Source organism: Rhizobium mongolense subsp. loessense, assembly GCF_900099775.1.
Taxonomy (GTDB): Bacteria; Pseudomonadota; Alphaproteobacteria; order Rhizobiales; family Rhizobiaceae; genus Rhizobium; species Rhizobium loessense.
Genome location: NZ_FMTM01000008.1, coordinates 148,422 through 168,041, shown reverse-complemented (window position 1 = coordinate 168,041; position 19,620 = coordinate 148,422). Strand labels below are relative to the sequence as shown.

18 protein-coding genes, 5 tRNA genes and 1 pseudogene are annotated in these 19,620 nt (G+C 58.5%); 6 read left to right on the top strand and 18 right to left on the bottom strand.

What is annotated here, in order from left to right; genetic code table 11:
- Positions 1 to 2 precede the first annotated feature (2 nt).
- Genes rfbA through BLP23_RS23665 form a run of 5 tightly spaced genes read right to left on the bottom strand, consistent with a single transcriptional unit; the run spans position 3 to position 5,414 of the window.
- Positions 3 to 872, bottom strand: a complete 870-nt coding sequence (rfbA, locus tag BLP23_RS23685; protein WP_092587195.1) for a glucose-1-phosphate thymidylyltransferase RfbA — start codon at positions 870 to 872, stop codon at positions 3 to 5.
- A gap of 10 nt (positions 873 to 882) precedes the next feature.
- Entirely contained in the window at positions 883 to 1,770 is an 888-nt protein-coding gene (rfbD, locus tag BLP23_RS23680; protein ID WP_092587194.1) for a dTDP-4-dehydrorhamnose reductase, read from the bottom strand.
- A gap of 2 nt (positions 1,771 to 1,772) precedes the next feature.
- Positions 1,773 to 2,828, bottom strand: a complete 1,056-nt coding sequence (rfbB, locus tag BLP23_RS23675; RefSeq protein ID WP_092587193.1) for a dTDP-glucose 4,6-dehydratase — start codon at positions 2,826 to 2,828, stop codon at positions 1,773 to 1,775.
- A gap of 6 nt (positions 2,829 to 2,834) precedes the next feature.
- Complete coding sequence (rfbC, locus tag BLP23_RS23670) at positions 2,835 to 3,413, bottom strand: dTDP-4-dehydrorhamnose 3,5-epimerase (RefSeq protein WP_092587192.1); 579 nt, start codon at positions 3,411 to 3,413, stop codon at positions 2,835 to 2,837.
- A gap of 21 nt (positions 3,414 to 3,434) precedes the next feature.
- Complete coding sequence (locus BLP23_RS23665; RefSeq protein ID WP_092587353.1) at positions 3,435 to 5,414, bottom strand: CgeB family protein; 1,980 nt, start codon at positions 5,412 to 5,414, stop codon at positions 3,435 to 3,437.
- Positions 5,415 to 5,614: 200 nt separating this feature from the next.
- Here BLP23_RS23665 and BLP23_RS23660 point away from each other — a divergent pair, with 200 nt between their 5' ends.
- Positions 5,615 to 6,724 (top strand): DegT/DnrJ/EryC1/StrS family aminotransferase, encoded by a 1,110-nt coding sequence (locus BLP23_RS23660; protein WP_092587352.1) that lies wholly within the window; start codon positions 5,615 to 5,617, stop codon positions 6,722 to 6,724.
- 224 nt (positions 6,725 to 6,948) lie between these two features.
- Here the strand turns inward: BLP23_RS23660 and BLP23_RS23655 are convergent, their stop codons facing one another.
- Positions 6,949 to 8,163: a Gfo/Idh/MocA family protein gene (locus BLP23_RS23655; protein ID WP_092587191.1), complete on the bottom strand. Its 1,215-nt coding sequence runs from the start codon at positions 8,161 to 8,163 to the stop codon at positions 6,949 to 6,951.
- Positions 8,160 to 9,341 carry an ATP-grasp domain-containing protein gene (locus BLP23_RS23650; RefSeq protein WP_092587190.1) on the bottom strand — a complete coding sequence of 394 codons (1,182 nt, stop codon included), beginning with the start codon at positions 9,339 to 9,341 and terminating at the stop codon, positions 8,160 to 8,162. The genes BLP23_RS23655 and BLP23_RS23650 overlap by 4 nt, the downstream gene beginning before the upstream one ends.
- 340 nt (positions 9,342 to 9,681) lie before the next feature.
- On the opposite strand from BLP23_RS23650, the gene BLP23_RS23645 reads away from it, so the two are divergent.
- The gene (locus BLP23_RS23645; RefSeq protein ID WP_092587189.1) at positions 9,682 to 10,515 is read left to right on the top strand and encodes a hypothetical protein; all 834 of its coding nucleotides are present in this window, start codon (positions 9,682 to 9,684) and stop codon (positions 10,513 to 10,515) included.
- A 41-nt stretch (positions 10,516 to 10,556) separates the two neighbouring features.
- Here the strand turns inward: BLP23_RS23645 and BLP23_RS23640 are convergent, their stop codons facing one another.
- The 8 genes from BLP23_RS23640 to BLP23_RS23605 form a co-directional block, all read right to left on the bottom strand.
- The gene (locus tag BLP23_RS23640; RefSeq protein ID WP_092587188.1) at positions 10,557 to 11,546 is read right to left on the bottom strand and encodes a fatty acid desaturase family protein; all 990 of its coding nucleotides are present in this window, start codon (positions 11,544 to 11,546) and stop codon (positions 10,557 to 10,559) included.
- A 2-nt stretch (positions 11,547 to 11,548) separates the two neighbouring features.
- Positions 11,549 to 12,286: a class I SAM-dependent methyltransferase gene (locus BLP23_RS23635; RefSeq protein ID WP_167363957.1), complete on the bottom strand. Its 738-nt coding sequence runs from the start codon at positions 12,284 to 12,286 to the stop codon at positions 11,549 to 11,551.
- A gap of 68 nt (positions 12,287 to 12,354) precedes the next feature.
- Positions 12,355 to 13,218, bottom strand: coding sequence for a glycosyltransferase family 2 protein (locus tag BLP23_RS23630; protein WP_233426794.1), 864 nt, complete (start codon positions 13,216 to 13,218; stop codon positions 12,355 to 12,357).
- A gap of 220 nt (positions 13,219 to 13,438) precedes the next feature.
- Positions 13,439 to 13,513, bottom strand: a tRNA-Glu gene (locus BLP23_RS23625).
- Between the two features lie 316 nt (positions 13,514 to 13,829).
- A tRNA-Glu gene (locus BLP23_RS23620) sits at positions 13,830 to 13,904 on the bottom strand.
- A 249-nt stretch (positions 13,905 to 14,153) separates the two neighbouring features.
- Positions 14,154 to 14,228, bottom strand: a tRNA-Glu gene (locus tag BLP23_RS23615).
- 199 nt (positions 14,229 to 14,427) lie between these two features.
- Entirely contained in the window at positions 14,428 to 15,501 is a 1,074-nt protein-coding gene (locus BLP23_RS23610) for a YcbK family protein (protein WP_092587351.1), read from the bottom strand.
- A 153-nt stretch (positions 15,502 to 15,654) separates the two neighbouring features.
- The gene (locus BLP23_RS23605; protein WP_092587185.1) at positions 15,655 to 16,095 is read right to left on the bottom strand and encodes a VOC family protein; all 441 of its coding nucleotides are present in this window, start codon (positions 16,093 to 16,095) and stop codon (positions 15,655 to 15,657) included.
- Between the two features lie 195 nt (positions 16,096 to 16,290).
- On the opposite strand from BLP23_RS23605, the gene BLP23_RS23600 reads away from it, so the two are divergent.
- Both BLP23_RS23600 and BLP23_RS23595 read left to right on the top strand, forming a co-directional pair.
- The gene (locus BLP23_RS23600) at positions 16,291 to 16,869 is read left to right on the top strand and encodes a cold-shock protein (protein WP_022715433.1); all 579 of its coding nucleotides are present in this window, start codon (positions 16,291 to 16,293) and stop codon (positions 16,867 to 16,869) included.
- Positions 16,870 to 16,880: 11 nt separating this feature from the next.
- Positions 16,881 to 17,354, top strand: coding sequence for a DUF192 domain-containing protein (locus BLP23_RS23595; RefSeq protein WP_233426788.1), 474 nt, complete (start codon positions 16,881 to 16,883; stop codon positions 17,352 to 17,354).
- 36 nt (positions 17,355 to 17,390) lie between these two features.
- Here BLP23_RS23595 and BLP23_RS23590 read toward each other — a convergent pair whose 3' ends face one another.
- Positions 17,391 to 17,588 (bottom strand): hypothetical protein, encoded by a 198-nt coding sequence (locus tag BLP23_RS23590; protein ID WP_092587183.1) that lies wholly within the window; start codon positions 17,586 to 17,588, stop codon positions 17,391 to 17,393.
- A 57-nt stretch (positions 17,589 to 17,645) separates the two neighbouring features.
- Positions 17,646 to 17,722: transfer RNA gene (locus tag BLP23_RS23585), tRNA-Pro, on the bottom strand.
- 288 nt (positions 17,723 to 18,010) lie between these two features.
- On the opposite strand from BLP23_RS23585, the gene BLP23_RS23580 reads away from it, so the two are divergent.
- Both BLP23_RS23580 and BLP23_RS23575 read left to right on the top strand, forming a co-directional pair.
- Complete coding sequence (locus tag BLP23_RS23580; protein WP_074061152.1) at positions 18,011 to 18,316, top strand: ETC complex I subunit; 306 nt, start codon at positions 18,011 to 18,013, stop codon at positions 18,314 to 18,316.
- Positions 18,317 to 18,365: 49 nt separating this feature from the next.
- Positions 18,366 to 18,442 (top strand) — tRNA-Arg (locus BLP23_RS23575).
- A 357-nt stretch (positions 18,443 to 18,799) separates the two neighbouring features.
- On the opposite strand, the pseudogene BLP23_RS23570 reads toward BLP23_RS23575, so the two are convergent.
- Positions 18,800 to 19,366 (bottom strand): annotated as a pseudogene (locus tag BLP23_RS23570) (transposase); the annotation flags it as partial.
- Positions 19,367 to 19,620 lie beyond the last annotated feature (254 nt).

Here is a 19,620-nt window from a genome sequence, read left to right as displayed (position 1 = left end):
GCTCACCAGTCGGAGGAGAGCTTCGACAGATATTGACCGTAGGCGCTCTTGCCGAGCCTTTCGGCGAGCTTGGCGAGGTCATCCTGCGAAATGTATCCCATGCGCCAGGCGACTTCCTCGGGACAGGCGATCTTGAAGCCCTGGCGTTTCTCCAGCGTGCTGACAAAACCTGCGGCGTCGAGCAGGCTGTCCGGTGTGCCGGTGTCGAGCCAGGCATAGCCGCGGCCCATCAGTTCCACGAAGAGCTGTCCGCGTTCGAGATAGGTGCGGTTAACATCGGTGATCTCCAATTCACCGCGCGGTGACGGCTTCAGATTGGCGGCGATATCGACCACCTGCTGATCGTAGAAATAGAGGCCGGTCACCGCCCAGTTCGATCTCGGCTCATTGGGCTTTTCCTCGATCGACAGCGCATTCATGTTCGCGTCGAAACCGACGACGCCGTAGCGTTGCGGATCGGTCACGTGATAGGCGAAGACCGTCGCGCCTTGAAGGCGACTCGTGCCGGATTTCATGATTTCCGGCAGGCCGTGGCCATAGAAGATGTTGTCGCCGAGGACGAGTGCCGAGGTGTCGCCATGCACGAAGTCGGCGCCGATGATGAAGGCCTGGGCGAGGCCGTCCGGGCTCGGCTGTACGGCATAGGTCAGCGAAATGCCCCATTGCGATCCGTCGCCGAGAAGGCGCTTGAAGGCTTCGACGTCATGCGGCGTGGTGATGATCATGAGATCCCGGATGCCGGCGAGCATCAGCGTCGTCAGCGGATAGTAGATCATCGGCTTGTCGTAGACCGGCACCAGCTGTTTCGAGACGGCCTGGGTGATCGGGTGCAAACGAGTTCCGGTACCGCCAGCGAGAATAATCCCCTTCATTCGTATCTCCCTAAAAGCCTTTATTAAAAATAACTTGCATGACAATCCTCATGGATTGCTTCCAGTCCGGTAGGCGGATTGCGTATACGCTGGCGAGCTTGTCGCCGTTGAGGCGTGAATTGGCGGGACGCTTCGCCGGCGTCGGATAGTCCGCTGTCGCGATGCGTTCGACGCGAATGCTCTTGCCGCCAAATTTTTGAAGTTCGGTGAATATCTCCTCGGCGAAATCCGCCCAGCTCGCTTCCCCGCTGCCGGTCAAGTGAAAGGTACCGCGGAGCGATGGTGCCGGGTCCGTGACGAGACGGGATGCGATCGCAAGGATCGCGTCGGCGATGTCGAGAGCAGACGTCGGGCATCCGGTCTGGTCGGCGACGACGCTGAGACGGTCGCGCGTCTCGGAAAGCCGCAGCATCGTTTTCAGGAAATTGGCGCCGAAGGGCGAATAGACCCAGGCGGTACGCAGGATGACGTGATTGGGGTTTGCCGTCGCCACGGCCCGTTCACCCGCAAGCTTGGACTGCCCGTAGACGGAGATCGGCCCGGTTACATCCTCTTCAGTATAGGCTGACGGCTTGTCGCCACTGAAGACATAATCGGTCGAAATGTGGATGACGGGCACACCGATCCGCGCGGCAGCTTCGGCAACCGCCGCAGCACCTGCCGCGTTGACGGCAAAAGCGAGGTCGGGCTCGCTCTCGGCCCTGTCGACCGCCGTATAGGCGGCAGCCGAGACGATGACATCGGGATGTACGACCGAAAATGCAGCTGCAACGCTGCCGGGATCGGCAAGGTCCAATTCCGGACGCCCGACGGCGATGATTTCGACGCCTTTCTCAGCGCCGCGTCTCATCAGCGACTGGACGGCCTGGCCCTGTTTGCCGGTGACGGCAATGCGCATCGCTATCGCCCCTTGAAGACGCCGAGACGTTCGCCGGAATAGACGTTTTCGCGCAGCGGCCGCCACCACCATTCATTTTCGAGATACCAGTGTACGGTCTTCTCGATGCCGGTTTCGAAGGTCTCCTCAGCCTTCCAGCCGAGTTCGCCTTCGATCTTGGAGGCATCGATCGCGTAGCGTGCGTCGTGTCCGGGGCGGTCGGTAACGTTGGTGATCAGCTGCGCATGCGGGCCGTTGTCCTTGTAGACGCCGTCGAGGATGGCGCAGATGCGCTGAACAACATCGATGTTCCGGCGCTCATTGCGGCCGCCGACATTGTATTTTTCGCCCGGGCGGCCTCGGGAGGCGATGGTGTAGAGCGCGCGGGCGTGGTCTTCGACGTAGAGCCAGTCGCGGACATTGGCGCCGTTGCCGTAGACCGGTAGCGGCTTGCCTTCCAGCGCATTCAGGATCATCAGCGGAATGAGCTTTTCCGGGAAGTGGTAGGGGCCGTAGTTGTTGGAGCAGTTGGACACGACGACCGGCAGGCCGTAGGTGCGGTGCCAGGCGATCGCCAAATGGTCGCTGGCAGCCTTGGAGGCGGAGTAGGGCGAGGACGGATCATAGGGTGTCGTCTCCTCGAAAAGACCCTCGTCGCCGAGCGAGCCGTAGACTTCGTCCGTCGAGACATGCAGGAAGCGGAAGGCACTCTTTCCACGGGCGTCAAGTCCTTCCCAATAATGCCGCGCGGTATCCAGCAGGCTGAACGTCCCGACGATGTTGGTCTGGATGAAATCGGCAGCACCCGAGATCGAGCGGTCCACATGGCTTTCGGCGGCGAGATGCATGACGATGTCGGGGCGGAAGGAGACGAATGCTTCCTGGATCTTGGCGCGGTCGCAGATATCGGCGCGCAGGAACTGGTAGTTCGGCGCTGATTCGACGGACGCCAGCGATGCCAGGTTGCCGGCATAGGTCAGCTTGTCGACGTTGAGCACCTCGGCGCCGATATCGCCGACGAGATGGCGCACCAGTGCCGATCCGATGAAGCCCGCTCCGCCCGTGACCAGTATGCGCATCGTCGATCAATCCTTGGGTTGTTTTGCTGAATAAGAAAAGTGGTTAGGCAAGTCGGCGAGCCGCGGCAGCGCTCTGTCCTTGTCGGACAGCACCATGGCTTTCTCGTCGACCGGCCAGCGGATGCCGATCGCCGGGTCGTTCCACGCGATGCCGCGATCATGCTGGGGATTGTAGGGAGCGGTCACCTTGTAGTTGATGACGCTGTTGGGCTCGAGCGTGGCGAATCCATGCGCGAAGCCGGGCGGCACCCAGAGCTGCGTGCCGTTTTCCGGCGAGAGCTCCTGAGAGAGCCAGTTGCCGAAGCTCGGTGAGCCAGTGCGGATATCGACGACGACATCCATGATCCGGCCGACAAGGCAGCGCACCAGCTTGCCCTGTGCGAAGGGCGGTATCTGGAAATGCAGTCCCCTGACGGTGCCGGGCTCAGCCGAAAGCGATTCATTGTCCTGGATGAAGGTGACGTCGGCCACATTTTCTCGGAACCAGACATCCTTGAACACCTCGCAAAAGTAGCCGCGGTGATCGCCGAAGCGTGGCGGCGTGATCGCGACGATGCCCTCGATGGCCGTGGTCTCAATACGCATGGTGCACCTTTTCTGCCGTTTTCATCGAGCGTCGGTCTCCATGACGCTCATCAGCATTTCCGCCTGCGAGCGACTTTGCATTGCCGCAAAACCCTTTGCGGCAATGGTATCGCGCTCTTCGGAATCTGCGATCAGCTTGTGGCAGCGCTCGATCATGGTGTCATAGGGCTCGATCGCCAGACCGCCGATGAACGGCTGGAGGTCCGGATCGTGGATGTCGCCTTCGCTCAGCACGCAAACGCTGTTGGCGAGCAGATAGGAAATGCGCACGATCTCGAAGACGCCGCTCGCATAATGATGGATGTTGATGACGACCTTGGCGCGGGCAATGGCCGCATCGCGTTCGGCACCATAGATGTTGAAGAGATGTGCGACCTTCAGCCCGCCCTGTTCGAGAGTTTTCAGGATATGGTGGCGGCGCTCGTTCATCGATCCGTAAAAGAGCACGTCGATATCCTTGACGGGGGCGTGCTTTATCTGGCTGAGGCAGCGGCTGTAACCGATTTCGAGCACACGGGCGTGTTCGATGCCCTTGGCGGCGAGATTTTCCCGGTTGCGCGGGCTGTAGTCGAGGACCGGCAGCGACTTCAGGATCGAGGTGTAGCGCGAATTGATCCAGATGCTTTCTTCGGAGACCTGCTCGAGATTGATGACGACGCTGTCCTTCGGTAGGTGTCCAACAATTTCGGCAGGGAGAAGATTGCCCCCGTAGATGATCGGCGCACGGCCCGCGAAAGCGTTCATGTCGCGGACGATCGGTGCGGAGCCACCGAGTTCCTCAAAGGCACCCTGTAGGCCGAGCGCGACCTCGTCGAAGGCGTGGCTATGGTTGTAATTGGCCGGCGTCACGATCCAGATGCAATGTCGGTCCTTGTGTGCCTGCCATCCGCCAGCAAAGGGCTGTGTTGCGTTGCGGAGTGGCTGCTGGATCTTCGGTGCGGCAGGCGCCGCGGGCATTTCGGCATGTACCTCTTGCTGCTTGGCCGCGGCGGAGCCAGAAGGCTGCGGAGCATCCGCGCGCATCAATTCGCGGCCACCGGTGAAGTGGCCGCGCGGCATCCAGGCCGGCGGGTCGTCGGCGCCCCAGATGAGATGCGGCTGCTTGATCAGCGGCTGACGGCCCTCCTGCCAGGAGGTCAGGAGAGCTTGGTCGCGGCTTTGCAGAAAGGCTTCCTTGGCGGCGAAGAGGCTATGCAGCATACGGCCGAGGCGGACGCCAAACTTCCACTCGAAATCGGCGACTGTCGGTACGAAGGCGGTGATCTTCAATCCGGAGGCGGCAGCCTGCTGGACATAAAGCCCGAGCAGACGCTCGATCACGAAAGGACGCATATTCGCATTGGCATCGCGTGAATAGTTTGCCGCACCTGCATAGGCGGCGCCCGCCGCCGTGCCGAGACGCGCTTCGTTTTCCAGCGATTCGAGAATGCGTTCGCAAAAGGCGAAATACCCGGACCAGAATTTCCGGTTGCCGCAGAAATAGTTGCAGAACATGAAGGCCGTCTTGTCCTGCGGCAGCGCGATTGGATGACCGAGCTTCTGGATATGCAGGAAGATCGGCTCCATGCCGGGATGACCGCCGAGCAGAGAATGTTCCCAGACATTGCTGTAGATTGCCGCATGGCCGATCAGCGGATTGTAGAGATAGGCATCCGCACCTTCCGCCCTGGCCTTTTCCGCCTCGGTAACGAAGGAGGGGAAGCTGGTGACGGACTTCATCTCGAATTTGCTGGAAAGCAGCCCCCAAAACACGTCGTCGCCAAAATCGATCGCCTCGTGATGCTGATGCAGGATGCGGAAGAGCTCGTATTCGCGGGTCGAAGCCTGCGTATTGAATGAGATGTCGAGCGGCACTGCGGCTTTGTCAAGCTGGCCGCGCTGCGAAGGATCGAGATATGGCTGATAGATAACGACCGATCCGGTGCTGGCAGCTTTTTCCGTGAGAAACGGCAGATCAGGAAGGCCGGCCGGCAGAGCGGAAATGGGCTGATTGATCGTCAAGGCATCGTCCTTCGCGCATGGCTGCCGTCTCGGCGATTCACGAAACGGCATTCGGGATTGTTTGGGTGCCGACTATTGGACGTGAAGCTTGCGCCACACTGTTCGCGAGGACTTTCGCTGGTCAGCCTGGGAACAGGTTGAAGCATGATGTTGGACCAAGCCCACTTTTGCGCGATATGCCCAACCTCTGGACGGCCGTCATGAAAAACGAGAAGATCTTTGTAACGAGGCCCAGTCTGCCGCCCCTCGAGGAATTCATTCCATCGCTGGAAGCGATCTGGAACAATCGCATCCTGACCAATGGCGGACCATTTCATCAGCAATTGGAGCAGGAACTCTGCAGCCATCTCGGTGTGAAGCATATCAGTCTGTTCTCCAACGCCACCGTTGCGTTGCTGACTGCACTTCAGGCACTTCGCATCACTGGCGAGGTTATCACCACGCCTTACTCCTTCGTGGCCACCTCGCATTCGCTTCTCTGGAACGGCGTGAAACCCGTCTTCGTCGATATCGATCCGGTGACGCTCAATCTCGATCCGGCAAAGATCGAGGCGGCGATCACGCAACAGACGACGGCGATCATGCCGGTGCATTGCTACGGCCACCCTTGCGACGTCGACGCGATCCAGAAGATCGCCGATCTCTACAATCTCAAAATCATTTATGACGCGGCCCATGCCTTCGGCGTCGAAGACGAGCGGGGAAGCATTCTCAATCACGGCGATCTTTCCATCCTGAGCTTCCATGCGACGAAGGTCTTCAACACATTCGAAGGTGGGGCGATCATCTGCCCGGACGCAAAGACGAAGACCCGGATCGACCAGCTGAAGAACTTCGGTTACGTCGATGAAGTGACCGTGGTAGCGCCCGGCACGAACGGCAAGATGAGCGAATTCAACGCGGCGCTCGGCCTGCTGCAACTGAAATACATCAAATTCGCGCTCGAACGCCGCGAGGTGATCGACCGCGCCTATCGCGAGCGGCTTCGCGGCGTTGCAGGCATCGAATGCCTGGACCGTTCCGGCGAGACCGTCTCCAACTTCTCCTATTTCCCGATCCTAGTACGCCCTGGCCATCCCATCTCGCGCGACGGACTGTATGAGAGGCTGAAGGAGAACGGTATTCACCCGCGCCGCTACTTCTATCCGCTGATTTCGAGCTTCTCGATGTACCGCAGTTTGCCGTCCGCGCACCCATCGAACCTGCCGGTCGCAACCGAAGCGGCCCAGCAGGTGCTTTGCCTCCCCATTTATCCGGACATGGAGATGGAGATCGTCGATAAGGTCTGCGCGATGATCGAGTCGGCCTAAGACCACGATATTCCGACTGTCGTCTGGCCGCTTTAGATCGAAAGGCCTGCGGCTGGAGATCGCGCGCAATAGCCGGCCAGTGGCCTCATTTTCAGATGTTAAGAGCAAGCTCTGCCGCAGCGATTGGCGCCGCAGATGAAAATTGCGAGCCATTGGCGGCGGTTCATACGGAAGCGGCGTGACCATTGATCACGCCGCTTCCGGTTACTCTCATTGGCGCTTGGCTAGAGCGCCAGTTGCGGGGCCTGGATTTCGATCCGGTCCGCAACCGAGTGACGTACGCCTGGCGGCTCGATCTCGACCCAGCGGTTTTCAAGCCGCGAGCTTTCGATTGCTTCCAGCAGCCGCAGTCCTTCCTCCGCCTCCTCGAGTCCGAGCACGTAGGGATGGGGCAGGCGTGTGGGACTTGCCTTGCATTGCAGCAGGGCATCGGCAAGGTCGGCATAGTAATTCGCGAAGGCTTCGATGAAGCCTGACGGATGGCCTGCCTTGAAGCGCTCATAGCGCGTATCATTGGCGATCATGATGTCCGGACTGGCACGATCGAGGATCTGCTTGCGGCCGTTGCGGTCGTAGAAATAGGCGACTTCGGGGACTTCCTGGTGCCATTCGATCGATGCCTTGGAACCATAAAGTCGTACACGCAGGCCGTTGCGTTGCCCAAGCGCGGTCTTGCCGTACCACATGCTGCAATGCAGGCCGCCGGCGCAGCGAACAAGCGCGTGGACATTGTCGAGCACCTGCGGAAAGTTGCCGAAACTCTGGCTGGTTGCGCAGACTTCTTCCGGTTTCCGCTGCGTCAGGAAATATAGAAGCGAATGCACATGAACACCGAGATCGAGCGAAACCGTTGGCACGACACCGTCGTGCAAGCGCCAATCCTGCGGTGTCATCGGCGTCCCGTCGCGGCGGAAACGGAGGAAGGTCTCCTGCGGCATCTCGATATGGATCTGCTGCAGCTCGCCGAAAATGCCGTGCTCGACCATGCTGCGGATTTCGCGAAGCATGGGATATCCCGTGTAGTTGTAGGTAACGGCCAGAAATCTTCCGTTCGCGCTGGCTCCGCCGATCGTACGGGCTTCGGCGCTCGAACCGGCAAGTGCCTTCTCGCAGATCACCGAGACGCCCGCCTCGAGCGCTGTAACGACCTGCTTCGTATGCTGCTGCGTCGGCGTAAGCACGACAAGCGCGTCGAGATTGCCGGCCTCCTTGGCAAGCAGGGTATCGAAGTCGGCATGGCAATGTTCCGGCAGAATGCGATACTGCCGCGCCGTCTCCCGATTGATGTCGTCGTGGCGGCTGAAGCAACCGGCGACGAGGTCGAATTTCTGATCAAGCTCGATTGCATCGCGATGGGCGCGACCCACCGCAGAATTGACGGCGCCGCCTAGAAAAGCGAGGCGCAGCTTCTCCGGAACTCCCTGTCTTGAGCGGGTCATGCGAGATCTCCTTGCATCGTTTGAAGCGAAATGAATGTCTTGAAATGCGGCGTCACCTTCAGCATCTCGTCGCGCGTCTCGAAGCGCGAGTAGAGGATGGCGAGCTTGTCGAACGGCGCCGAGTTCATCGGCTTGCCGGTGGTCTTGAGCTGCGCGATGCGGACGTCGGACGACGGAATGGAGTGCGAGAAGGAAAACGGCGTCGACGGCGTATCGGAGGTGATGGTGTGGCGGCCGAAGAACAGCGGCTGCTCGAAGCGCGGCGTGACCGAGAATGCCTCGCCGAGCAACAGCGTTATGACGAGATCGGCATAATCGATGCCGAGAGACTGGTCGACGAGTGAGCCATAAAGATCGCCGGGGCAGCGCCGCATGCATTCGATGATCCAGACATCGTCGCCATTCGACAAAAACTGCGTGTGGATCAGCCCGTCCTCCAGTCTTAACAGCTTGACGACGCGCGCCATGATGGCTCGCGTCTTCGAGCGAACGGTCTCGCAAAGGCGTGAGGGATGGTTCGATGAATCGACCTGGTACGGATAGACCGTGCAATATTCATCGACGAAGACGTCGAACGCGATCTCCTGATCTTTGATGAAGGCGGAATGGCTGTGCAGGCTGCCTTCGATGAATTCCTCGATGACGGTCTCCGCAGAACGCGAGTTCCGTCGGGCATCGGCGACGGCGGCGGCAAGTTCCGTGCGGTCGAAAACCTTCGTGACGCCGCGGCCGCTGAAACTGTCACTCGGCTTCACCAGCAGCGGATAGCGCAGCGCCCCGGTCTCGATTGGCGCATCGCCCTGCAGGCGCACAGAGCGCGGGGCAGGGATATCGTTGCGCTCGGTAAAGCGACGGAATGCCTGCTTCGTGTGAATGATGGTTGCGGTTTCCATCGAATCGAAGCGCGGAAATCCGAGGTTTCCGGCAACGAAAGTGGTCGACATGTAGGCGACATCGTTGCCCGTCGGGACGATGAAGTCGAAGTCCCCGTTCTCGACGAGGGAAAGCAGCGCGTTCGGATCGCTGTAATCTATGAAATGCGATTGATCCGCATGCGCATGGCAGGGTTCATCCGGCCGGTTTCCGCAAACGGAAATATGCAAGCCGCGCCTTTTCAAAGCGAAGAGAAGAGGAACTGCGCTGAAGTTACTGCCGACGAGCAATGCTCTCTTGGTCATCTCAAATCCATTCCACGCATCCCTGTATGGGTCAGGTGCGCCGCACATTGGCCTGTTGGAACGGCACAGCCCGTAGCAGGGTGTGCAGTCCCACTTCGTCCGATTTCGAATGCGAAAGACTGAAACGGACGCGATAGCGAGAGTCATAGGATGCGGGCGTTACCTGAGGCTTGCCGCCTGGAGGGCGGCGTCTGTTCAACCCCGTGTCGCGGCCTTGTTTGTGGGAAGCAGACAGGCCGCCTTGTTAAGCCGAGTGCCATCTCATAGGCTTTCAGCCGTGATTCCAACGTCCGTATCGGCCAAAGATGCTGACTGCAGCTGCGAAAAGAGACACCGCGCAATGAATGAAAAACTGCCTGATCTAATTGAAGGCGAGCGCATCTTCTTCCAAAAGGTGTTCGAACGGCAGTCCCGCGCGACAATGGAGATGCGAGAGCAATGGCGCGCGGAAACGATTCTTCAGCGAAGAAGACGCGTATCGTCGGAGATCTACGACCTGCTTGGCGGGGTGGTTAAATACGGTCCGTTCAAGGGGCTTTCGCTTGCGAAGAACAACTGGTGGGGCGGCGGCGACTTCGGGTCGATGCTCTTGGGCCTCTATGAGAAGGAAATATTGGATTTCCTGTTCTCCGAAAGACTGGAGGGCTTTGAGAGCTTCGTCGATGTCGGGGCTGCCGATGGATACTATGCGATCGGCATGCTTCGGTCGGGCCGGGTGAAAAACGCCGTCTGCTTCGAGCTGAGCGAGGAAGGACGGCGCACCATTGCAATGAATGCCGAGTCGAACTCCGTGTCGGACAGGATCGAAATATTCGGCGCCGCAGACAGGCTGTTTTATGAAAAGCTCAGCCACCTTGATCTGGCGAAAACCGTCGTCCTCGTTGACGCCGAGGGTGCGGAATTCGAAATCTTCGATGACGACTCTTTGGCGGCCCTGAAACAGGCGACGATCGTCATCGAGATACACAATTGGGTTGAGGATTTCTGGGACAGATACACCCGTTTCCTCACCTCGGCCGCAGCGCTTTTCAATGTCGAATTCATTGCTCCTGCAGTCAGGGATCTGACGCAGTTTCCGGAATTGAACGATTTCACCGACGACAACCGCTACCTCATTTGCTCCGAGGGGCGGCCAAACGTTATGCGCTTCATGGTTTTGACGTCCAAGGGCTGATTGCGCCGAGAGGTCTTGAGCGCACAAAACGCTCCAACCTGTCATTCAGGCGCTGCATTGCCTTCCAATTTTGCCGATACTCCGACCGAGCTCCAGAAGTCCCGGGTGAATAGATAGCCGAATTCTTTTTCCTCGCGATCCATTTTGAGCTTGGCATTCAGGATATCGTGCAGCTTCGGCAAATTGTAATAGGGAACCGACGGCAGCAGGTGGTGCTCGGCGTGATAGTTCATGTTGGCATAGAAGAATGCGACCGGTGCCGGCAGATTGACCGTTCTTGAAAAAAGAAGCGCGCTTTCGTCCTTGTGGTCTTCAAGACCGACGTGTTGCGCAAGCGCCAGGACGCGATTCGGGAGCGATCCGACGAACGGCGTGACGAAAAACATGAGAGCGAGCGCAGGCGACCGCGTCACCAGGAAAAACAGCACCAGGCAATTGGCGTTGAGCGCAAGCATAGAGATCGCATCGGATTGCGCCCCGCGCCGTTCGGGGGGCATCAGTTTCAGTCGGATGCCCTTGCCGAAATACGCTTCGTAGCCGAAGGCATTGCAGAATGCATAGAGGATCCGCCTGCAAAGGCTTTGATAATCAAGCAGGACGAGGCGCGCTGCGCCCAGCAAGTCGAGCGGAAAATCGCGATAGATTTCGCTGTCATCCTCATGGAAAGTGGAAGCGTGGTGGAACTGATGGCTTTTTTCGAAATAACTCGGATTGTTCCAGGTCACATAGGAAGAAAACTTAAAGAGCAGAGTGTTCAGCCATTTCCTGCTGAAGACCCTCTTGTGAAACAGCTCATGGCCGATGCCGGCATAGCCGGCGAACTGCCATAGGACGGCGTTAAGATAAAAGGCTGCGAAAGCAAGCGCGGGATAGCCGCCTTCCCATGTGCGGACCATCGCGAGAAGCAGGCCGGCATGGATGCCGATCCTGAGTAACAGGTGGGAATAAGCGATCCGGTCATTCGGTGCCGTGAGTTCCCGGAACTCGTCCTTCGTGAGGAGGCTGCCGATTTTGATCTCGCTAGCACCCATGATCAGAGCTCTATGTTGACCAGCGCAAAGGCCACAAGGCTGTTTGCGACATGGAAGACCACCTGCGATTTCGAGAACTCCGCCAAATACTCTGTGACGTCCCCGTGGATCTTAGAATTGTAGTCATGCCAGACGATGACACCGCGCTTGACGATGCCGAATGCGTTTTCCGTATCCGACCGGACGATCTGGTGCTCATGCCCGCCATCGATGAAGATCATCTCGGCCGACTGGAAGGCCTCTTTGAAATTGATCGTCGTCGAGTCCTCCTTGACGAGCGTGAGGCGCTTTCTTTGCGCCTCGGTGATCGACGCCAGATAGGCCTCGCCGTCAATTTCCTGGCGCTTGCGGAGATAATCGTCATTCTGCTCGGCGGACGACAGGGCGCTGCGCTCGTCAGTCTCGACTAGATGCGCCGTGAGGCCCTTCGGCAGGTCGATGGAGACCACGTCGCAGTCTTCCGGCGTGTTTTCGATGAAAAGGCGTGTGGTGAAACCTTTGTACGTGCCGATCTCGATGATCTTGCGGGGCTTCACGATCTTGGCGAGCAGCACCAGGACAACCTGGTCGACAAGCGTGATGCTGCCGATTTCAATCGGGGGCAGGCTGGCGGTATACTCTTTCGCGATCTTCAATTCGTCGGCGAGTTCTAAAAGCGCGCGCAATTTCAGTTCGTAAATTCCCGATTTCCCGGCAAGCGCGGAGCGTAACGCCGCGGCACTTTCAATGAGCTTCTGCATCCCTGATCCCGTGATTCCGTCCATTGTGATTTAATCCTTTTGCGATTTCTATTGCGCCTGCATGGGACTTAGAGACGCGCGCTGATGCGGGCGATCCGTTCATCCAGTTCCGGGAACAATCCTCTCCAGTAGGAATAGTGATTGATGAGGTTCCGATGGGCGATGGGTAGATCGGAGGGCTGCAGGTAGCCCTTCTCGATCGCGAGATCGAGCACTTCCTCGTAGTAGGTGATCGAGTAGATGAAATAGCGGTTGGCGGCCGGATTGGACTGCGAATTGGAGTGCTGGCGGAAATAGGAGAGGGGCATGGGATGCCCGACGATCGCCCCGCGGAGGGAGAGTCCAACCCAGGACGAAAGATCGAGCGGCCCGGAAATGATGCCATCCACGACCTTGAAAAGACCGAAACGGCCGGATTCATCGAAGCAATCAGCCGTTCTCAAGAGCACCGACGAGAACTCGCCAAGCAGATTATGATGCTTGACGGCGGTGATGCGTATGAAGTCGCGGCCCTCGATCACCTTCAGAGAACCTTCGACCATCAATCCGTTGCCGAGATTCGTAACCTGGTTCCGCTCGTCGATGAAATAGCGGGGGGAAAACGCAAGTTTCGTCCCTCTGTTCTGTGTGGCTTCAAGCGCCTGGAGGAGGTACTGGATGCAGAACGGATTGAGGACGTCGTCGTCGAAGAGATATTTGATGTACTCGCCGCTGGCGAGCCCGGCGAGCCGTATGACGTTCTTGTATTCGGCGGGATCTGGATTGCGGCTGTACTGAACAACGCCGGAGTATCTTTCGCAGATTTTCTCGATCGCATCCGTCGGGCAATCGTCAGAGACAATGATTTCCGTGTCATCGAAACTTTGCGCGATCGCGCTTTTTAGCGCGAGTTCAAAGAAATCGGGCTTGTAGGCCGGTATACAGATCGACACGCGCGGCAAATGCTTCTCCCTTCAGATACCTCCCTCAAGCCGGTTGGAACGTCTGCGTGTTCCGCCGGCAAGGGCGATGGTCGGCGCTCCGAAGGACCGAAGCAGACCCGCTTGCCATGCTCATAGAGCGCGGACTTTACGCGAGGCTTGCGGAAGTCCAGGCGGTAGGGAAGACCGGCATGGCTGGCCCGGCGAATACCTGTATTTGAGAGGAGAAAAATGGCACGCCCTAGGGGAGTCGAACCCCTCTTCCCAGAATGAAAATCTGGTGTCCTAACCGATAGACGAAGGGCGCTTCCTTCGTGGTGGCGCCCTTATAGTCAGCACCTTTGTGCGCCGCAAGCGGCAAAACGCGAAAAATTTGCGATCACGCAGATTTTTTCGAGGCTTGTGGAAAAGAGGTTGTCGCAGCCGTGTCGGGACGAACAAATCATCCTGCGCGGCCTTGTTCAACCTTAGATGTGTACCGTCGCAGGAACGATCATTTTGGACCTGTCGGCAGCAAAATCCTGCTGGGCGCCCGCCGCAAAGTAGTCCCCGGCCGGCCGCGAATCATGGATCGTTGCTTGAATATGCTGTCTAAGTAACAAAATGATTTTGCTTGATAAATTTGGTACGCCCTAGGGGAATCGAACCCCTCTTTACAGAATGAGAATCTGTCGTCCTAACCGATAGACGAAGGGCGCGGTTTGCCGGGTGCAAATAGGAACACTCGACCGCTTTCTCAAGCGTACCGATAAATAGATACAATGAAAAGAAAAATGGCACGCCCTGGCCTGCTCCTCTCGCCTCGCGTGAAGGAGCTTGCGCGCTGCGGAGCTTCGGGCGTCTCCAAATGAGCTACGCAAACGACACGCCAACCCGCCCACCCGTGGAGATAGAATGCTCCCGAGCGAAATCATGACCGTTCAAGAATGCGAATGTGGGAGGATTGATGGCACGCCCTAGGGGAGTCGAACCCCTCTTCCCAGAATGAAAATCTGGTGTCCTAACCGATAGACGAAGGGCGCTTCCTTCGTGGTGGCGCCCTTATAGTCAGGCGCTTTGGATCCCGCAAGCGGGAATATCGGTTTTCCTTCAAAAAAATGACAGGATATCCGAGGTTGTGTCAGAGACCGATTAACCGAGCTGAATCAATGGGCTGCCGACTGTTCCTTTAACGGGGTACGGCAGCGTTGCTGCAACGTGACACGGGAAACCGCGCTTCCGTTAGATGGCTCTTGCGTTCGGCGTCCTGGTGCGTCCGGCGCCACAGCCCCAGTTCCAGTCGCGGCTTTTGCCGGTGTCGAGATGGACCGATTCGGTGTGGCAATAGGTGCCGACGCCGCCGCGGGTCGGCAGCGAGCGGATAAAGGCGGCGATATCCCATTTGGAGACGCCGTCGATCTTGATATCGGCTGCATCGCAGGTCTTGTGCATCGATTCTTCGGCGCCGCCGACCATGCGGTTATGCCCCGCGTCGCGATATCCGGAAGTGACGATGACCGGCTTGCCGAAATGGGTTTCGACCGCCTTGATGACATTGAGCATCTCGGGCTTGAAGCAGCCGACTTCGACATTGTTGTTTTGGATGTGCAGGCCGTTCGGCGCCACGCGCGTCATGCCCGGCAGAGACGCCTTCTCAAGGAGCCCGGCGAGGCCGCCGACGAGGTTCTGCTTCGGAGCGGCATAGAGCGCATTCATCGACCCGCCTTGAAGGCGGCCGGTCGCGAGCGATGCCGTCTGATAGGCAGGTGCAAGTCTTGTGGTGGTTTTTTCTGAGGATTGCTGCGGCAGAAGCATCTCGCCCTCCTGTGCCGGCTGGGCGGGCGGCGGCGCGCTGAAGACGCTGCTGCGCGCGGCATCGATGACTTGAGCGGGTGCATAGGCGTTGGCGTCCGCCGGCCGAATGATCGTTGAGGTCGTGTTGTTCTGCGGCGTTGCCGGCTGGGCGGAAAAGATGCTCATCGCATTCGCATTGATGCGGCTTGGCTGCATCGCCAGGCCGCCGATATTGGCGGGCTGCGTGGCGGCAGCGCCGGCGGACCTCGTGGCGGCATTGGATTCCTGCGCTGCCGCCGTCTGCTGCGCGCTCGACACATTCGTGACCATCGGATCGCGATAGGCGCCCTTGGCGGTTTTGCCCGGCGTATTTGCGGCGAGCTGCTCGGCTGAAGGATCGGTAGCCACGACTGCTGCGGAATCGAGGGCCTTCTGGTTTGAGGCACAGCCGGAGAGCGCAACCGCGGCAACGGCGATGAGAAGCGCGCCCGCGGCGGGCACCCGCTTTTGGAGAATGAGCAAGCGACGGTCTCCGTTGGTGCGGAGGACGTTCAACCGTGTCGTCTTCCGCTTCGAGTCGGTCGGAGAGTGCCTACGGGGCGGGCTTGCGGCAAGCGCGAAGCGGGCGTGGTGGCCCGAAATCGCAAAAACCGCAAGCCTCGCAAAAGCCTCAGCTTACCAGGCGCCGGTATTGCCCATCGAAAGCCACGGCTCGGCCGCCGGAAGGCTGCCGTTCTTCTGCAGGATTTCGATGGAAATCCCATCCGGCGAACGGACGAAAGCCATGCGGCCGTCGCGGGGCGGACGGTTGATGGTGATGCCGTTGTCCATCAAATGCCGGCAGGTGGCATAGATGTCGTCGACCTCGTAGGCGAGGTGGCCGAAGTTGCGTCCGCCCGTATATTCCTCGGGATCCCAATTGTAGGTAAGTTCGAGGCAGGGGGCGCCATTTTTCTCTGCATTTGTGATATCCTCGTTTGCGGCGAGGAAAACCAGCGTAAAACGGCCGCTTTCGTTTGTGGAGCGCCGGATTTCCTTCAGGCCAAACAGCGTGCCGTAGAAGTGCAGGGAGGCATCCAGATCCTTCACGCGGACCATAGTGTGGAGATAACGCATTCTATTTCCTCTCTAAAATGTGGGAGCTGCTTCGTTATGTGGCGGGGGGTCAGCTTCGGGCAAGGCATGCGACTAAAATGAGCAATTGGGAATAACCGAAAACAGGACTTGCGCTTATCCGTTACCAAGATGTTAATCTTGATTGCAAGAATCAGTTAACCGTAACAGTGTGACGCGTATTGAGGGGCTGGCGACATGGCTGACAGGATTTCATCGAAGGAATTCACCGATATCGACGAGCTGTCCGGGGATGCCGTCGACCTCGTTGAAATCACCGGTGTCGTCAAGTGGTTCGATGTCGCCAAGGGCTTCGGCTTCATTGTCCCGGACAACGGCATGCAGGATGTCCTGCTGCACGTTACCTGCCTTCGCCGCGACGGTTACCAGACGATCCTCGAGGGCACGCGCATCGTCGCGCTGATCCAACGCCGCGAGCGCGGCTATCAGGCCTTCAAGATTCTCTCGATGGACCAGTCGACCGCCGTCCATCCGTCGCAGCTGCCGCCGGTGCGCACCCACGTGCAGGTGACCCCGACGAGCGGCCTCGAGCGGGCACTGGTGAAGTGGTTCAACCGCACCAAGGGCTTCGGCTTCCTGACGCGCGGCGAGGGTACGGAAGATATCTTCGTGCATATGGAAACGCTTCGCCGCTTTGGCCTGACGGAGCTTCGCCCCGGCCAGGTCGTCCTTGTCCGCTACGGCGATGGCGACAAAGGCCTGATGGCAGCCGAAATCCACCCGGATATGCCAAGCCCGGCAAGCCGGTCGCATTGATGCCTCGCGGCATGGCAATACATGCCATCAAAGGCGCCTTTCTGGCGCTTTTTTTCATCCTGGCCGTCTCCGCCTTTGCCCAGCAACAACCGCATTTCGACAAGGAGCCGTTGGTGATCCAGACTGCCTCCGGCAGGATGCTGAATTTCACGGTGGAGATTGCCGCCAGCAATGAGCAGCGGCAGTACGGCCTGATGTTCCGGAAGGAAATGGCCGAGGATGCTGGAATGATCTTCGACTTCGGCCAGCCGCGGCGGGTGACGATGTGGATGGAGAACACCATCTTGCCGCTCGACATGCTCTTCATCGATAGCGGCGGCACCATCCGCCACATCAAGGAAAATGCCGTGCCCTATTCGAGGGCGATCATTGATTCGATGGGTGAGGTGAAATACGTCGTCGAGCTGAATGCCGGCGTGGTCAGGAAATTCGAAATCAAGATCGGCGACAAGGTCGCAAGCGCCACGGTAACGAAAAAAAAGTAGCGGCACGCCGAAGCGTCCGCCTGATCTCTCTTAGAATTATTGCTTTCTCACCGGTTTGGCCTTGGCCTGGATCATTCGCTCCATGAACAGGGTCATTTTGCGCTTTATGCTGCCGTAGGTGCCGAGTTCGAAGTCGCAGTGATAGCAGGTGATGATGTCGCTATCGAGCGGCTGCGGGCGCGGAAAGTTCATCCGGGTCTTGCCGCACTTGGGGCAGGGCACTTCAACTTGCATCTACGGCTCCTGCGCAGGGTCACTGGCCGCCTGCGAAGACAACATTTTTTGAAAGGATGGTCGGAGTGGAGAGATTCGAACTCCCGACCCTCTGGTCCCAAACCAGATGCGCTACCAGACTGCGCTACACTCCGTGAGAGGGGGCAATACACGCTTCACCCCGACCCCGCAATATCTAATTCGCGTCTTCCCCGTCTTCAACACGGCATTGTTGTTTCAGTCAGCAAGCCCTCCGGCGGACTGGATCCTGGCTTGCGGCGCAAGCATTCCCCTCAGTCGGCTTTTTTCTTGAAAGTCGACGGATTCGCGGCTAAGCAAAATTCATCTCTTCGCGTTATAGAGGCGATGAAGACCATTCCGGAGACGGGGTGGAAGGCTAAGTTACAGCGGGTTAGGCCCGCATATCCGGAGGCGTGCAGCTGATGTCTGCCAAGATCTACCGTCCAGCCAAGACCGCCATGCAGTCCGGCAAGGCAAAGACGCATCTTTGGGTGCTTGAATTCGATCAGGAGCAGCCGCGCAAGATCGATCCCATCATGGGCTACACGTCCTCCGGCGATATGCGCCAGCAGGTGAAGCTGACCTTCGAGACGCAGGAACTGGCGGAAGCCTATGCCAAACGCAACGGCATCGAATACCGCGTGATTGCGCCGAAGGAACCGGCTCGCCAGACAGTCGCTTATCCTGATAATTTCCGCTATACCCGCACGCAGCCCTGGACGCATTGAGCGCTCAGGCATGTCGCCTCTCACCGCTGCACGGACGCAGCGGCCGGATGGCCCCTTAGCTCAGCTGGATAGAGCACCTGCCTTCTAAGCAGGTGGTCGCAGGTTCGAATCCTGCAGGGGTCGCCAATCTTTTATTGTCCATACCGGAGACATAGGTAACAAAACGTACCTCTTATGTTCGTTTGCAAGCTTCTTAGCCATAATTTTTCCTTTCCGGCTTTGAGGACGAAAGCACATGCGTGAAGCTGTTGAACAAAGCAGGAGACAGGGCGTTTCGACGACGGCTGGCATACTCTTATGCGCGGGCCGGATACCGCATTTCCGTGTGTTCGTCTGGGGCTACCTCGGTCTAACATCGGGCGTGGAATTATCCGCCACATAGGTACGACGAGGGTTCGCCACCGGAGCCCTGTCTCCATCTTTGTTCAACAGCAGATGTTTGCGTCTTGACTGGTTTGTCGCGCATTGCGCCGACGATTGGCTTTAGATTTTTGCTGTGGGAACAACCTCCTGCCCGATCGCCCATAGGAACGCTGCCATTTCCCGCGCAATGGCGGTGACCGCGACGACCTTCGGCTTGCCTGCCGCCATCAGCTTGCGATAGCGAGCGCAAAGCCTCACCTGGCCTTTCCAGGCAATCTCGCGGACAGTCCTTGGCAGGCCCTCCAGCCGTGCTTGGATCGTCGGGCCTACACGGGCCGGGAAGCGATGTGTCCAGGCCCCTTCAATGAGGACCCGACGCGCCCGTATGTTGCCCGCCTTGGTGATCCCAGCACGCTTGACCCGTTCGCCGGTCGAGTGTTCCGACGGCACAAGACCCAGATAGGCCATCAACTGACGGGGATTTTCAAAGCGCCTGACATCGCCGATTTCGACGACGAAGCTGACCGCGGTCATGAATGCAACACCGCGCATTGCCTGGTAGGCGGCCACAACCGGAGCCATCGACCAGGATGCCGCGGTTTCGACGACCAGCTTGGTCAGCCTGTTCAGACGCACGCCAGCATCCTCGATGGCCTGGCAATATTCCGCCAACAGGATGTGGTAGGCAATGGCCTCCGATATCTTCAGCTTGGATGTAATCCAGGCCGATGAAAATTACGCTATCATCTTTCATGGTTCGCCCTCGCTAAGCGTGGGGCAAGGCTCCGGCCTATCCAGAGCAACCCCCGACACAGCTTACCGCGGGGGCGGGCTACCTCCCACGAACATACGGTCTAACACATGGGTGACAACCTCGTGCCGAACGGGTTGTCGATGGTTTGCAAGGTTCTCTGCTCAAGGTCGATATATCCCAGATCATA